This is a genomic window from Vulgatibacter incomptus (assembly GCF_001263175.1).
GTDB lineage: Bacteria > Myxococcota > Myxococcia > Myxococcales > Vulgatibacteraceae > Vulgatibacter > Vulgatibacter incomptus.
The window spans coordinates 554415-568798 of record NZ_CP012332.1 but is presented as its reverse complement, the minus strand read 5'-3'; the positions used below and the strand labels follow the sequence as shown (position 1 = coordinate 568798).

General features: G+C 65.9%; 12 protein-coding genes. 4 read left to right on the top strand and 8 right to left on the bottom strand.

What is annotated here, in order from left to right:
• Positions 1 to 62: 62 nt before the first annotated feature.
• The 3 genes from AKJ08_RS20805 to AKJ08_RS02250 all read right to left on the bottom strand — a co-directional run bounded on the left by AKJ08_RS20805 (position 63) and on the right by AKJ08_RS02250 (position 3791).
• Positions 63 to 932: a formylglycine-generating enzyme family protein gene (locus AKJ08_RS20805; RefSeq protein WP_157370420.1), complete on the bottom strand. Its 870-nt coding sequence runs from the start codon at positions 930 to 932 to the stop codon at positions 63 to 65.
• A 147-nt stretch (positions 933 to 1079) separates the two neighbouring features.
• Positions 1080 to 1844 (bottom strand): hypothetical protein, encoded by a 765-nt coding sequence (locus AKJ08_RS19025; protein WP_157370419.1) that lies wholly within the window; start codon positions 1842 to 1844, stop codon positions 1080 to 1082.
• 564 nt (positions 1845 to 2408) lie between these two features.
• Entirely contained in the window at positions 2409 to 3791 is a 1383-nt protein-coding gene (locus tag AKJ08_RS02250) for a hypothetical protein (RefSeq protein WP_157370418.1), read from the bottom strand.
• Positions 3792 to 4376: 585 nt separating this feature from the next.
• On the opposite strand from AKJ08_RS02250, the gene AKJ08_RS02245 reads away from it, so the two are divergent.
• Positions 4377 to 4805, top strand: a complete 429-nt coding sequence (locus tag AKJ08_RS02245; RefSeq protein ID WP_050724573.1) for an OsmC family peroxiredoxin — start codon at positions 4377 to 4379, stop codon at positions 4803 to 4805.
• Positions 4806 to 4895: 90 nt separating this feature from the next.
• On the opposite strand, the gene AKJ08_RS02240 is transcribed toward AKJ08_RS02245, so the two are convergent.
• From AKJ08_RS02240 to AKJ08_RS02220, 5 genes are all read right to left on the bottom strand, one after another.
• Positions 4896 to 5390 carry an acyl-CoA thioesterase gene (locus AKJ08_RS02240; RefSeq protein WP_050724572.1) on the bottom strand — a complete coding sequence of 165 codons (495 nt, stop codon included), beginning with the start codon at positions 5388 to 5390 and terminating at the stop codon, positions 4896 to 4898.
• Positions 5391 to 5426: 36 nt separating this feature from the next.
• On the bottom strand, positions 5427 to 6251 hold the full coding sequence (locus AKJ08_RS02235) for an enoyl-CoA hydratase/isomerase family protein (protein ID WP_050724571.1): 825 nt from the start codon (positions 6249 to 6251) through the stop codon (positions 5427 to 5429).
• Between the two features lie 9 nt (positions 6252 to 6260).
• Entirely contained in the window at positions 6261 to 7739 is a 1479-nt protein-coding gene (locus AKJ08_RS02230; protein WP_205624759.1) for an aldehyde dehydrogenase family protein, read from the bottom strand.
• A gap of 90 nt (positions 7740 to 7829) precedes the next feature.
• Positions 7830 to 9029, bottom strand: a complete 1200-nt coding sequence (locus AKJ08_RS02225; protein WP_050724569.1) for a thiolase family protein — start codon at positions 9027 to 9029, stop codon at positions 7830 to 7832.
• Positions 9030 to 9099: 70 nt separating this feature from the next.
• Positions 9100 to 10227 carry a hypothetical protein gene (locus AKJ08_RS02220; protein WP_157370417.1) on the bottom strand — a complete coding sequence of 376 codons (1128 nt, stop codon included), beginning with the start codon at positions 10225 to 10227 and terminating at the stop codon, positions 9100 to 9102.
• Positions 10228 to 10445: 218 nt separating this feature from the next.
• Here AKJ08_RS02220 and AKJ08_RS02215 point away from each other — a divergent pair, with 218 nt between their 5' ends.
• From AKJ08_RS02215 to AKJ08_RS02205, 3 genes are all read left to right on the top strand, one after another.
• Positions 10446 to 12410: an aconitate hydratase gene (locus AKJ08_RS02215; protein WP_205624758.1), complete on the top strand. Its 1965-nt coding sequence runs from the start codon at positions 10446 to 10448 to the stop codon at positions 12408 to 12410.
• Positions 12411 to 12556: 146 nt separating this feature from the next.
• A complete protein-coding gene (locus AKJ08_RS02210; protein WP_050724567.1) occupies positions 12557 to 12838 on the top strand; it encodes a hypothetical protein in 282 nt (93 codons plus the stop codon).
• Positions 12839 to 13333: 495 nt separating this feature from the next.
• Positions 13334 to 14371 carry a hypothetical protein gene (locus AKJ08_RS02205; protein ID WP_157370416.1) on the top strand — a complete coding sequence of 346 codons (1038 nt, stop codon included), beginning with the start codon at positions 13334 to 13336 and terminating at the stop codon, positions 14369 to 14371.
• Positions 14372 to 14384 lie beyond the last annotated feature (13 nt).

Below are 14384 nucleotides of genomic sequence, written 5' to 3'. Positions count from 1 at the left end.
AATGTCCGCCAAATGGTCGGTGCTCGTTAAATGCTCGGCAGCCGATCGCGGCCCTCCCAGGACTACCGGACGCAACGAAACCCGGAGACGGTTTGCCGATCCTGCGGATCGCCCGTTCCGCGACCTGACGCCCGCAAGCCGCTTGGAGTGGCGCTCCAACTTCCTCCCCGCATCTCCTTCGCCCAGGGTACGAATTCCGAAGGGCGGAAGTCACTCGACGTCCACTCCGCGACATTTCCAGCCATGTCGAAAAGGCCCCACTTCGTAGCGCCGGCAGGAAAACGGTCCACAGGGGTCGTTCCCCCACCGGCATAGTTCGCGAGGGAAGAGCTGGGTTGCTCGTTACCCCAGGGGTAGATCACATCCTCCCCGCTCTTGGCGGCATACTCCCACTCGGTCGCAGTAGGGAGCCTCCCGCCGATCCACCCGCAGAAGGCCGTGGCAGTGTTGAAATCGACGCAATTCACTGGATGCTTCTCTCTACCAGTGGAACCTGACGCCTTCCAATTGCACATTGGAGAGGTACCGACGTCCTGCCCCTTGCAAACGCCGGACTCGACACATCTCGAGAATGCCACGACCGTGACCTGCGTCTTGCCCATCGAGAAGGCCCCTACCTCCATCAACTGGGGCGGCTTCTCATAGTCGAAACAATCCGCGTCTCCCGTCGCGCACCCCTGCATAAACGTCCCGCCGGGGATCCGGACGAATGCGAGCTCGCTCTTCGGTTCGACGTATTCGGGACCCGGTTCACCCGTACCAGCGGAACCGCCGGTACCGGGCCCTCCGCCATCGGCCCCGCTCCCACCACCCGTACCACCTGTGCCTACAGTGCCGCCCTCGCCCCCGGAACCGCCTCCCCCGGAGCCTCCGCATCCCAGCGCGACAACGAAGACGAATTGCACAAGGACGACTCGAACCGAGAAACGCATCTGGAGCTCCGGTACAAGAATCGAGAGGATCGGCTACGGTAACCCAAGGCGTCGAGATCCGACAATAGCCTTCCGCCAGTCGGTCGGAAGGCCAAAGACAGAGGTTCCTCTACCCAACCTCCGCCCGCCAACTGCACGAGAAGGCAATCAGGGCTGAGAACACCGGCCCGTATTACCGCTTCGAACACAGACGAGATTGCCCGCGCAGCGATTGGAATGCCAATCCGGGTCACACTCTTCGTTCTCGAGCATCACCGGCTGAGTTTCAATGCCGATCGTCAAGGAATTGGAACGGCCCTTTGCATGGTCGAGCATGGTCACGCGAAGCTCGCTCACGCTTGGCGTGCGGGCAAAGAAATCAGGGATGTGGACGAGACCGCTGAATCTGTTCTCAGAGAGCCTCTTTTCATCGAACCCGAATCCCCAGGTATCGAACCTCAAAATCTCCGGCTCATCTTCAAAACCAAATGCGACGACAGCCTCACCGTCGCTATCACGAGCCTGAAGCTCGACCGCACTGATGTGCTGGTACTCGTCGGTAGCGTTGACTCCAACGATCAAGTCGGTTTCGCTTGTACCTCCGCGAAGGACGGTCGCCCTCTCGAGAACCGGCGGCACATTGACGACGCAGGTCCTGGTATTATCGCGATCGCACCAAAGTCCCGGTGCACATTTATTGCCGGTGAACGTACAGTTCTCTCCCACCTTCTGATAGGGGTCGAACGACACGAAGAGCTGGAACCAACCGTTGCTGACGGACTCTGGTCCACCGACAATCAAGTAAATTGGGACATTCGGCTGGACATCCCTCAGGGTACTCCCGGTATTGGACGGCTCGGTGCACGACAGCTCGGTCGAAGGATCGTCACACGTCGCTCGCGTGAAGAGAACGAGGTGACTGGAGACCGACATGAGGGCAGTCTTCAGTGTCCCCGCATCGGGGGGCAGATACCGATAGACGACGGCTCGTCCGGATCCTCCGCAGGTTCCCGACAGGCTTCCGGTTCCCCCTGGATAATCTCCCTCCAAGCTGACCGAGGTCCTTTCTCCTGAACCGGCGAGGAGGTTGAAGTCGAACGGATCGTCGCAGGTCCCGGAGCCGTGCTCCCCGCCACTTCCGCCTGTGCCGGAGCCTCCCGAGCCTGCGGTTCCTCCGGTACCTCCAGTTCCGCTGCTTCCTCCGGTCCCCCCTGAGCCCCCTGGCCTGCCGTTCCCCCAGTTCCGCCAGAGCCCGACGAGCCTGCGGAGCCACCACCGCCATTGTCCGCTCCAGCGTGTCCGCCTGAGCCACTCTGGCCATCGGGAGTCTTTGCGCCGCCGCACGCGCCAGCGGCAGCAATGGTGAAGACAACGGCGCAAAGTCTAGCCATCCATCCACTCATTTCGAAACTCCTGGGTGATTGCTCTGGCGACCCGGCTTGGCTCCTCATGGAGCAGGGCTGCGACGGTCAAGCCGCAACCCCGCTCCAATGAGAACTAGTGGGTCGGACGGATGTTGATTCGAGGCCCCAGATCAATCTTGAGCTTCTCGACCTCCTCCCACGGCCAGACCTTCCTGATCAGAAGGAAATCGCGGATCTTGATCGTCATGGCGCAGTCTTCGTTGGACGGAATGAGACGCTCCGGAAGACGGCGGGGCTCCAGGTTACGAAGCTCGCGGGGGGCCTCGTGGAGGGTGCTCAGGAACTCTTCCATCTTCTCGAGACGGTATGGGAGGAAGACGTTCTCCAAGGCGTCGGAGAGCGGATAGCGAGACCCTCCGCGAAGGTTCTCATCGATGTGGGTAAACCCTAGGGATCTGGGCCACGTGTGATCGCGATCGATCGCCTTCCCGTTGGAGAGCTCGTGGCATCCGGCGCAAGACAAGGCCTGCGCACGGTTGATGATGTGCTGGGCAGTCAGGCCGCTCGCGCTAACGGCGGTGGCGATCCGGTTTCGGAACGCGGTATCCGCATGGAAGTTGTAGTCGTGCTGACGGGTCTGCGGGACGCTCTGACCGCTGTTGTGGACATCTTTGACCTCGTATCCGAACTCGTTGATGTTCGGGTTCGACAACGAGGGCAGATCAGCAACGAGATTGTTTTGGAAACCCGGGACCCTCCAGTCGGTCGACTGGCTATTGAAGAGAAACCCTTCCGGATTGGTCTTGTCGGTGGCAGGCACGATCGCGAGGTTGCACGAGTCGCAACGGCAGTCCTTCAAGAGCCGGAACTCCCTGAGATTCCAGTTTCCTTCCATGAACTGATTGGTCCGGATCTGCCCACCGGCGGCGGAACCGTAGTTGCTGGCGAAAAGCTGGGCCCCATAGTGGGAGGCGTGGACGACAGGCTCGAAACCGGAGAGACCGTCGAAGTAGAACTTCTTCAGCATGTCGCCCCTCTCTGCGTTGGAGAGGGAAGTGTCACTGAGTTTGGCCCAGAACTCGACCACGGGGCGGCAGCCCTCCAAACCCCGCTTTCGGTCCGGGTTGGGGAGCACGGCCTCGAAAATCAGGAGGTTCCTTCTGCCCGAATCCCTTGCGAAGACGATCCGGTACTCACCGCAGTTCGAGCCGTCCTCGGGAGCCAGATCGAAGCGATTGAAGAGTCCGATGGCCTTGTAGAGCGGCCCGTTGAACGGATCGACTCTGGCTTCTCCTCCTTCTCCACGCGGGCATTCGTAGTCGAAGTTGTTGAACTTGGAGCTCCCGCCCACGGGCGCACCGTTGTCGTCGCAATGCGGCCCCCTCCCCAGGCCCGGCTTCAGGTTGGCCGTGTCCCACCACTGCTGGAACAGGTCTTTCGGCGTGATGGGGGTTGCGAGCGGCCCGGCGGTCGAGATGATCTGCTGGAGTACATCCTTCAGCTCGAACCGCTTCACGATGTCTTCGTCGGTAACCGCCAACGACCTGTGTTTGTCGAGCGTCAGGCCACTTGTGCTCGTCCCGACCGGCTCATCTCCCGTGGACGAGTCGCTCCCGCACGCGACCATCGTCCCTGCCCCCACTGCAACCAAACCACATCCCAACAAACCACAGAGTGTAGCTCGCATGGTCCCTCCTCCTGCAGGTGTGAAGTTGCGTCGCTGACCGTAATGGGGCGTTAGCGCATCGTCAAGCCAAGGAGGGAGAGCCGCCAAGAAAATGGCAAAATCTATTCAGTACTGGACTCAATCGTCCACTTGGCTCCGATGTGGGAGCCAGCGATCGTCGTGATCTTGAGTGCCACCAAGACCGATTTCGAGCGGCAAGACCGATCAAGAGGGGCAAGCGCCAGCAATTCTCGCGTCCGCGGGGATCCAACTTTCAATTTGTGCGGCAAGCGCGCCCCCCTACCGAGCGAAGTTCGGAAGCTCGCCCGATAGCCAAGGAGCCCCCAAACGTTCCCTTGCCGCGGTGTCCCTCTCCAGCGAACGTCGATCTCCGCTCGTCCGGTCGAGGGCGGTCATCCCACGAGGAGAACGAAGATGCCGACGAGGAAGGCGAGTGCGACCTGGGAAGGCGGGCTGAAGGCAGGGGAGGGATCGTTCCGAGGCGCCAGCGGCGCGATCGACGCCCCCTACTCCTACGGGACCCGCTTCGGGAGCGATCCAGGCACGAACCCCGAGGAGCTCCTCGCGGCGGCAGAGGCGGCGTGCTTCAGCATGGCCCTGGCCTTCGCCCTGGAGAAGGAAGGCAAGCCGCCCACCCGCATCCGGACCGAGGCGGCCTGCACCATCGAGGAGAAGGGAGGCGGCTACCAGATCACGAAGATGAAGCTCGTCACCCGCGGAAACGTGCCCGGCGTGGACGAAGGCCTGTTCAAGCGCCTTGCCCTCGCCACGAAGGACGGCTGCCCGGTCTCGAAGGCCCTCAAGGGAAATCTGGAGTTCGAGCTCGACGCCGCTCTCGATTAGGTCGCGAGCGATCGGCGCCTCCTGCGACGGAGGCGCCGGGAGCCCAGCATGAATCACCGCCGAAAAAGACGGCGTGGATGCAGCTGCCGCTCAGGCCGGCGGCGCCGTCCGCTTGCGGTTCGCGAGGCGCTTCTCGCGGCGATCGGCGGCCGCCTTCTGCGCGTCGCGGTCCTCCTGGGTCTCCGCGAGGAGCGGCGGAACGGTGGCGGGTCTCCCATCCGCGTCGAGGGCCGTGAAGGTGAGGAGCGCCGAGCAGGTGTGGCGCCTCTCGCCGGAGATGGGCTCCTCGCTGTAGACCTCGACGCCTACTTCGAGTGAATGCCGGAACGCGGCGTTCACCCGGCTGCGCAGGTGGGCCACCTCGCCGACCTTGATCGGCGCGTGGAAGTGGAGCTCGTCCATCGACGCGGTGACCACGACCTTGCGGCAGTGGCGCATCGAGGAGATCGCCGCGCACACGTCGATCCACTGCATCACCCTGCCGCCGAAGGCGGTACCCAGGGCGTTGCCGTCCGAAGGAAGGACGATCTCGGTCATCTCCGTGACCGACTCGCTGGCCCTCTTGGGCGGGTCGACGATCTCCATGTGACTCCTCGTTTCTCGTAGAGCGCGATGTGCCCGCTACCGCCCGCGGAACGCCGGCGGCCGCTTCTCCAGGAAGGCCTGGAAGCCCTCCTTGGCGTCCTCGCTCTGGAAGAGCTGCTGCTGCAACTCCCGCTCGAGGGCGAGGCCGCTCTCGAAGCTCATCTCCAGGCCGGACTGGACGGCGCGCTTGATGCCGCCCACCGCCTTGGATGCGCGAGCCGGCGGAACGAAGCGCCTGGCGTAGTCGATCACACCGGCAAGGAAGGAGGCGGCGTCGGTCGCCTCGATGAGCTTGTTCACCAGGCCCTCGTCGCGGGCCTGCTCGAAGGTGAAGCTGAGGCCCTCGATCATCCACTCGATGGCCTTGGACTTGCCCACGAGCCGCGAGAGGCGCTGGGTGCCGCCGGTGCCGGGGAGCACGCCGAGCGCCACCTCGGGCAGGCCGATCTTGCCGCCGCCGGCCTTGGCGATGCGCAGGTCTGCCGCCATGGCGATCTCGAGGCCGCCGCCCACGCAGTGCCCGTTGAGCGCCGCGATCACGAGCTTGGACGTCTGCTCCAGGCGGTTGAGCGTCTCGTTGGCGTGGAGGCAGAAGTTGTATTTGAAATACGGATCGACCGACTTGAGCATCTCGATGTTCGCGCCGGCGCAGAACATCTTCTCGCCCGCCCCGGTGAGCACGAGGACGTGCACCTCGGGGTCGAAACGCGCCCGGAGGATCGCGTCGTCGAGCTGGCGGAACATCGCATACGAGTACGCGTTCGCCGGCGGATCCTGCAGCGTGATCACGGCGACGCCGCCCTCGGCACGGTAGGTGACGAGGGCATCTTCGGAAGGCTGGGTCCAGTCGCGGTTGCTCATTGCATCACCTCAGGTGAGATCGACCCACACCGTCTTCAGCTCCGTGTAGCTCTCGATCGCGTGGGCGCCGAGCTCCCTGCCGAAGCCCGAGGACTTGAAGCCGCCGAAGGGCATCGCGGCGTCGAAGAGGTTGTAGGCGTTCACCCAGACGGTGCCGGCCTTGAGCGCCTTGGCGGTGCGCAGGGCCTTCTTCACGTCGCGGGTCCAGACGCCGGCGGCGAGGCCGTAGTCACTGGCGTTGCCGATGGCGGCGGCCTCCTCGACCGAGTCGAAGGCCATCGTCGCCACGACCGGCCCGAAGATCTCCTCGCGGGCGATGGTCATCTCGCTGGTGACGCCGTCGAAGATCGTGGGCTTCACGAAGAAGCCCTTGCCGGCGTCGGTGTTCCGCGCGCCGCCGAAGACGAGGCGGGCGCCCTCGGCCTGGCCCTTCTCGATGTAGCCGAGGATCTTCTCCATGTGCGCCTGGGAGACCTGCGGACCGAGGCGGGTCTTGGTTGACAGGGGATCGCCCTGGGAGGCCATGAGCCTCTCGGCCCTGGCGGCGACCTTCTCGACGAACTCGTCCTTGATGCTGCGCTCCACCAGGAGCCGCGAGCCGGCCGAGCAGACCTCGCCCTTGTTGTAGAAGATCGCGTTCACCGCGCCCTTCACGGCGGCGTCGAGGTCGGCGTCGGCGAAGACGACGTTGGGGTTCTTGCCGCCGAGCTCGAGCGTCAGGCGCTTCATGGTGGAGGCGCCCTCCCGCATGATCCGCTGGCCGACGGCGGTGGAGCCGGTGAAGGAGATCTTGTCGATCCCGGGGTGCTTCACCATGGCCTCGCCGGCCTCGGGGCCGGTGCCGGGGAGCACCTGGAGCACGCCCTCCGGCAGCCCCGCCTCGAGGGCGAGCTCTGCCATGCGCAGGGCGGTGAGCGGCGTGAGCTCCGACGGCTTGTGGATCACCACGTTGCCGCACGCCAGGGCGGCGGCGAGCTTCCACGTGGACATGAGGAGCGGGAAGTTCCAGGGCGTGATCACGCCGACGACGCCAACCGGCTCGCGCAGCGTGAAGTTCATCAGACCCGGGCGCGACGGGATGGTCTCGCCGTGGATCTTGGTGCACCAGCCCGCGAAGTACTGGAAGATCTCGGCGGAGAGCGGGACCTCGATGCCGGTGGTCTCGCCGATGGGCTTTCCGGTGTCGACGGTCTCCAGCTCGGCGAGCTCGTTGGCGTGCTCGAGCATGAGCTCGGAGAGCCGCCACAGGATCCGGGCGCGCTCCGCGGGCGCGATCTTCGTCGTCCAGGGGCCCTGGGTCAGGGCCTGCCGGGCGATCTTCACCGCGGCGTCGACGTCCTCGGCCGAGGCGCCCTGGAAGGCCGCCACCTGCTCGCCCGTGCCCGGGTAGACCACCTCGACCTTCGTCTCCGAGCGGCCGTCGACGAACCGGCCGCCGACGAGCAGCTTCCCTGCGGGCAACTTCGCGTGCTGGAGCTTGAGCGCCATCGTCATCCTCCGATAGGCGCCCCGAGGCGCCGTTGGGCCTTGCCTCTTACCCCAACGGCCCCGCCCCCGCCACCGCGGAGCGGGCCTGCTTCAGACGCGCTCGACGAGAGCGGCCGCGCCCTGGCCCACGCCCACGCACATGGTGGCGAGGCCGTAGCGGCCGCCGCGGCGGCGCAGCTCGTGGACGAGGGTGGCGAGGATTCGTGCGCCGGAGGAGCCCAGCGGGTGCCCCAGGGCGATGGCGCCACCGTTCACGTTCACCTTCTCCTCGGAGAGGCCGAGCTCCCGCATGCAGGCGAGGCCCTGAGCGGCGAAGGCTTCGTTGAGCTCCACGAGGTCGAGGGCGCCCACCTCCAGGCCGACGCGGGCGAGGAGCTTGCGGGTGGCGGGCACCGGGCCGATGCCCATGTAGCGAGGATCGACGCCGGCGCTGGCCCCGCCCACGAAGCGCGCCACGGGCGTGAGCCCGTGCGCCTTTGCGGCCTCGGGAGATGCGAGCAAGAGCGCCGAGGCGCCGTCGTTGAGCGTGGAGGAGTTGCCGGCGGTGACGGTGCCGCCCTTGCGGAAGGCGGGCTTCAGCGCCGCGAGCTTCTCGAGGGTAGTGTCGGGCCGAGGCCCCTCGTCGCGGTCCACCACCAGGGCCTCGCCCTTCTTCTGCGGCACCTCGATGGGCAGGAGCTCGTCGCGGAAACGCCCCGACTCCCAGGCGGCCACCGCCCTCTGGTGCGAGCGCAGCGCGAAGGCGTCCTGATCCTCCCGGGAGATCCCGTAGCGCTCGGCGACGTTCTCGGCGGTCTCCCCCATCTGCTCCAGGGGGAAGAGGGCCTCCATGCGGGGGTTCGGGAAGCGCCAGCCCAGCGACGTGTCGAAGAGCTGTGCACCCCCGGTCGGGTATCCGTTCTCCGGCTTGGGCATCGCCCACGGCGCGCGGGTCATCGACTCGACGCCGCCCGCCACCACCAACTCGGCGTCGCCAACGGCGATCATCCGGGCCGCCTGGGTGACGGCCTCCATGCCCGAGGCGCAGAGGCGGTTCACGGTGACGCCGGGTACCTCGTGGGGGAGGCCCGCCAGGAGGAGCGCCATCCGGGCGACGTTGCGGTTGTCCTCGCCCGCCTGGTTGGCGCAGCCCAGGATCACCTCGTCGATGCGGTCCGGGGCGATCCCCGCCCGATCGACCAGGCCGCGGATCACCCGGCCCGCGAGATCGTCCGGCCGCACCGACTGAAGGCTGCCGCGCAGGCGGCCGATCGGCGAACGGACCGCCGCGCAGATGAAGACCTCACGCATGTCCCAAGCTCCTCGCTCTCGAAGAAGAGCGGGTTTGTAACGCAAAGGGAGGCGAGGAGGAAGCCAGCGGCTACCGCGTGGGTCGCTCGTAGATCGCCAGGAGGCGGACCCGGTGTTTCAGGTTCTTCTTCAAAGGGTAGACGCAAGTCGTCGGCATGAACTGCGCGTCGAAGCCGCATCCCACCATGGGCAGGGGCGGCACGATCCACAGCGAGCTGGTAAACGCCCACCTCGTCCGCCTGCCCTGCGCGGGCGGCGCGCCGAGGTCGGACGCCGCGGCGGCACCGTCGGTCCTCATGTGGTCGAGAGCGATCTGGTCGTGACCGGGGCTGCCGCTCTTCGTGATCAGACGCACGTCCAGGATCGAACCGTCGGAGGCCTGCTCGAGCTCGACGACCGTGACGAGCTCTCGGGAGAAGAGGGAGCGGTCGCCGATCGCCTCGGCCAGCGGCTCCCCGAAGACCCCCTCGGCCAGCTCGTCGCGAAGTTCCTGGGCCATCCCGCGCCTCGATCCGGGAACGAGGGGGCCGTCTCCATGGGGGTTGCCGGAGTTCGCGTAGGCCTTCGCCTGGGCGCGGTAGGTGTCGATCGCGCCCTGGAGGCCGAGGGTCCCGTTCCCGGGCCCGTCCTCGACGAGATCGAGAGGAACGGAGAACTCGCGCTCCAGGCGCCGGCGGAGGTCGAACCAGTAGGGGTCGGCGCGATTCTTGGCGGTCTCGACGGCGCGATCCTCCGCGAAGAGCTCCTCGAGGCGCTTTTCGATGCGACGCCCTTCGGGCTCCACCGCCACCACCTGCCCTGGAGGCTCCTGGCCTTCCGAGGGCGCGGTGGGGAGCGGGAAGAGCTCGAGATCCCGGTCGCGCCGAAGCGGTAGCGGCTCCTCCGGCTCGACCACCTCGATCGTCCCCTCGCGACCCCCAGAGGGTTCTGCCTCTGCGGCGATCTGCGGCGCGCTGCCTTCGCTGGAGCGATTGCCTGCCCCACCACCGGGCCTTCCTCCCTTCGCGAACGATCCGCCGCGCCGCCCGGAGGCGACGCGCTTCCCGGCATCGTCCTCGTCCCGCTCGGAGGTCGTCTTCCCGCCTTCCGGCTTCGGCGGCGGCGTGGGCTCCACCTGGACGATCTCGATCTCCACGGGGCGCTCGGGAGGCGACCGAGGCGCCTGGCGGCGCACGCCCGCGAGGACGAGGAGACCCACGTGGACGAAAAGCGATACCGCCAGGGCGATCGCCCAGACCCGCTTCCTCGATCGCCCCTGGCCCGCTCGCCTCATCGACAGGCGGGAGTATGCCGCTTCCGCGCCTCCTCCGCCCGATGCTCGAGCAGCGGATCGGCCTGCGAGGGTCCCCCGACCGTCCGCGGCCACCCGGACGCGGTGTTTACCTTCCTCGCGAGCCACGAGAACGGAGGTCCCGCGTGGGCGCGAGCAACGTCTCCCACAAGCTGATCCGCAGCCACCTGGTGAAAGGCCAGATGGTCCCCGGGGAGGAGATCGCGCTGCGCATCGATCAGACCCTCACCCAGGACGCCACCGGCACGCTGGTGATGCTGGAGCTCGAGGCCATGGGCCTCGACCGCGTGCGCACCGAGCTCTCCGCCCAATACGTCGACCACAACATCGTCCAGGAGGACTTCAAGAACGCGGACGACCACCTCTTCCTGCGCAGCGCCTGCCAGCGCTTCGGCCTCTACTACAGCCGGCCGGGAAACGGTGTGAGTCACCCCGTTCACCAGGAGTGCTTCGGCAAGCCGGGCAAGACCCTCCTCGGCTCCGACAGCCACACGCCCGCCGCGGGCGCGATCGGGATGCTCGCCATGGGCGCCGGCGGACTCGAGGTGGCGATGGCGATGGCCGGCGAGCCCTACCACCTGGTGATGCCGAAGATCTGGGGGATCCGCCTGGTCGGCGAGCTCCCCGACTGGGTGAGCGCCAAGGACGTGATCCTCGAGCTCCTCCGCCGGCACGGCGTGCGCGGCGGCGTCGGGCGGATCCTCGAATACCACGGCCCCGGCCTCGCCCAGCTCCAGACGATGGACCGCCACGTCCTCGCCAACATGGGCACCGAACTGGGCGCCACCACCACTGTCTTCCCCGCCGACGAGGAGGTGCGCCGCTACCTGCGCAGCCAGGGCCGCGAGCAGGACTACACGGAGCTGCTCCCCGACCCCGGCGCGAGCTACGACGTGGAGGAAGAGATCGACCTGTCGCGCCTCGAGCCGCTGACCGCGCTCCCCTCGAGCCCGGGCAACGTGGTCCCGGTGAGCGAGGTGGCTGGCCGGCCGATCTACCAGGCCTACATCGGCTCTTCGGCGAACCCCGGCTACCGGGACCTCGCCGTGGTGGCCGAGATCGTGAAAGGCCGCACCGCCCACGACCGGGTCTCCTTCGACGTGAACCCGACCACGAGGCAGATCCTCGCGAGGTTGATCGCGGACGGCCACCTGGTCTCCCTGACCGCCGCCGGAGCGCGCCTGCACCAGACGGGGTGCAACGGCTGCATCGGGATGGGCCAGGCGCCGGCCACCGATCGGATCAGCCTCCGCACCGTGCCCCGCAACTTCCCCGGCCGCTCCGGGACCCGGGAGGATCAGGTCTACCTGGTGAGCCCCGAGACCGCTGCCGCCTCCGCCCTCAAAGGCGAGATCACCGATCCCCGGACGCTGAAATTTCCCTATCCGAAGGTGCGCGAGCCCTACGACGGCCTCGGGAGGATGGAGCTGATCACGCCGCCGCTGCCGCCCGAAGAGGCGCGCAAGGCGGAGCTCGTCCGCGGCCCCAACATCAAATCGCTCCCGGAGCTCGGCCCCCTCCCCGCCTCGCTCTCGGTGCCGGTGCTCCTCAAGGTGGGGGACGACCTCACCACCGACGAGATTCTCCCTGCAGGCACCCGCGTCCTGCCCTACCGGAGCAACATCCCCAAGATCAGCGAGTTCTCCTTCGAACAGGTCGATCCCACCTACGCGGCTCGCGCCATGAAGGTCCGGGACGACGGCGGGCACGTCGTGATCGGCGGAAGCAACTACGGCCAGGGCTCGAGCCGCGAACACGCCGCGCTGGCGCCTCGCTACCTCGGCCTCCGCGCGGTGATTGCCAAGAGCTTCGCCCGCATCCACTCGCAGAACCTGGTGAACTTCGGCATCGCTCCCCTCACCTTCGTCGATCCCGGCGACTACGACGCCGTCTCCAAGGGCGACACCCTCTCGATCGACCTCGACGGCCTCGAGAGCGGCAAGCACCTCCAGGCCCGTGCGGACGGCCGCTCCTTCTTCGTGACCCACTCCCTCTCGCCGAGACAGGTCGAAATCCTCCGAAAAGGCGGCCTGATCAACTGGATGAAGGAGCGCCTCGGCCCCGGCGCGGGCCAAAAGGTCGAGCGCTGAACCCCGTCCGGGTCGCTCCCCATGATCTCGCTTGAACGTGTGGGTCGGTGTGGTAGTTAGCCCTCCAAGGTTTCTCCGGGGGGAACACCGTGATCGTCGAATCGCTTGCGCGCCGCGCCGCGTGCAGGGCTCCATCCGTTCTCGAAGTGCGTGACGCGCTCGTCACCTGGTTCGCGCAGCATGGCGAGGCCCAGGTCCGCAAGGGCATGCGGTTCACCGCGCCCAACGCCAGCAAGGCCGAGATCCAGCGGATGGTCCAGCTCAAGGCCCGCAGCTTCTTCCACGGGCTCTCGTCCACCTACGATCAGCCGAGCTGGGAGGATCTGCGCCGGGTCAAGGCGCGGATGATCTCCTATCTCTGCCCGGCGGACGGCCTGCAGGTGCTGGAGCGGGAGAGCCACATGTGGGACGGACTGCTCGTCGCCTGATAGCCGCGTCGGCCTTCCGAAACCGCTGAAGGTCGACGAGCGTCAGGGCCTATTTCCGATCGAGCAACACTCGTCCGGTTAGTATTCCCGCTCCAACCTGGCTCGGGCACTCTTTCGCCGGCTGGGCTCCATCTCGGCCGAAACCCCGCGCTCCGAGAAGCGACCGATGAGCGGACTCCAGTAGCTCACGCCCAGCGTCCCATCGAGGGGCAGCGGGAAGAGCGCATCCGCTCATCTGAGGCGTTGAGCTGGAGGCTACGCCGTGCCTTCACGCGCGCTCACCATTTTCTGGCACAGCTGTGATCAGGGCCGAACACCTACGCCCCCAATTGACCCGGAAATTTCCAGCGCTCCCTACATATAGGATCGACGAGATTGACAAGACATTGAACGCCGGCTAGCGTTCGAGCTGAATGCCCACGCCAGCCCGGAACGAAGTACGGGGCGGCTGGCGGCGGCCTTCACACACGGGGGGATTCAATGAAAACTTGTATCATGAAGCTGGTCGTGCTGGCTGTTTGCTTCGTCGCGGCCACAGCATACGCAACGCCGCCGCTTCCTACGACGAGCTGTGTGACGGAGGATGAGAGTAACGCATGGGAATCCACCCGCGGGAAATGGGGCGGAGTGGCTGTGGCGCAGGTCGTCGACGAGTTCGGCATCCCCATCAATAATCTCGCGTTCAATCGGTTCGCCGACGAGCGAACGATGGTCGTGGGTCAAGATCGCACCCCGACCTTCGTCGGAGTGCCAGGGGGTTCGCTGGGGTTCGCTCTTCACGCATCGAGGCTGATCTACTCCGTGAAGACCGATTCGCAGACCTTGCCCTACAAGGTCGTTTCGCTGAGCGTTACGAATCATAGCGAGTTTATTTTGGCAGAGTATTTGCCAAATGCTGGCCTCTCCGCTCCCTCCTTCCATTCAGGCAACGCAGTCTGGTCGGCGAACGACAAAGTGAAGCTGTACCAGTTCAGCAATTCAACCCTCACCGACTTTTCTACTGGGAGAAATCCGAGTATTCGCAGCGGATTGGTTGCCTACGAACTCAACGGTACGATTGCCTTTCGACCTCTATTCGGGTTGGAAGGGAATTTTGGCAGCCCGGAGGACGGAGAGAGGTTCGAGAGCCCCAGCGTAGGCAGCGACCTCGTCGCTTACGAGAAGATCACCAGCAGCGGGGAATCGATTATCGCCTACCGGTCGGTCTTCGATCCCACGTCGGAAGAGATCGTCTCGGGCCCCTGCCTCTCGCACCACAAGCCGAGGCTCAACGCGACCGGCAGATTCGTTCTGTATAGCGGGGACTCGTGCCCCGCCGAAGATGGAATTGACCCCATCTATCTCACGGATCTTGTGACAGGGTTCACCTATCTCGTCGCCTCGGTCAGCGAGGTAAACAGAGGCAACGGGGTATATTCATACGATATCGATCAGGATCGATTCGCCTACCTCGAGACCTATTCCGATAATTCAGATCCACTGCATCCCGCCTCGAAAGCGAGAATCCATCACTGCAAAATTGCTCTACGGTAACGACAATGGCCGC

What these genes read in the sequence shown, in the direction of transcription:
- AKJ08_RS02245 (WP_050724573.1), top strand. Translation starts at nt 4,377, where the DNA reads ATGCCGACGAGGAAGGCGAGTGCGACCTGGGAAGGCGGGCTGAAGGCA.
- AKJ08_RS02240 (WP_050724572.1), bottom strand. Translation starts at nt 5,390, where the DNA reads ATGGAGATCGTCGACCCGCCCAAGAGGGCCAGCGAGTCGGTCACGGAG.
- AKJ08_RS19025 (WP_157370419.1), bottom strand. Translation starts at nt 1,844, where the DNA reads ATGTCGGTCTCCAGTCACCTCGTTCTCTTCACGCGAGCGACGTGTGAC.
- AKJ08_RS02225 (WP_050724569.1), bottom strand. Translation starts at nt 9,029, where the DNA reads ATGCGTGAGGTCTTCATCTGCGCGGCGGTCCGTTCGCCGATCGGCCGC.
- AKJ08_RS02230 (WP_205624759.1), bottom strand. Translation starts at nt 7,739, where the DNA reads ATGGCGCTCAAGCTCCAGCACGCGAAGTTGCCCGCAGGGAAGCTGCTC.
- AKJ08_RS02235 (WP_050724571.1), bottom strand. Translation starts at nt 6,251, where the DNA reads ATGAGCAACCGCGACTGGACCCAGCCTTCCGAAGATGCCCTCGTCACC.
- AKJ08_RS20805 (WP_157370420.1), bottom strand. Translation starts at nt 932, where the DNA reads ATGCGTTTCTCGGTTCGAGTCGTCCTTGTGCAATTCGTCTTCGTTGTC.
- AKJ08_RS02205 (WP_157370416.1), top strand. Translation starts at nt 13,334, where the DNA reads ATGAAGCTGGTCGTGCTGGCTGTTTGCTTCGTCGCGGCCACAGCATAC.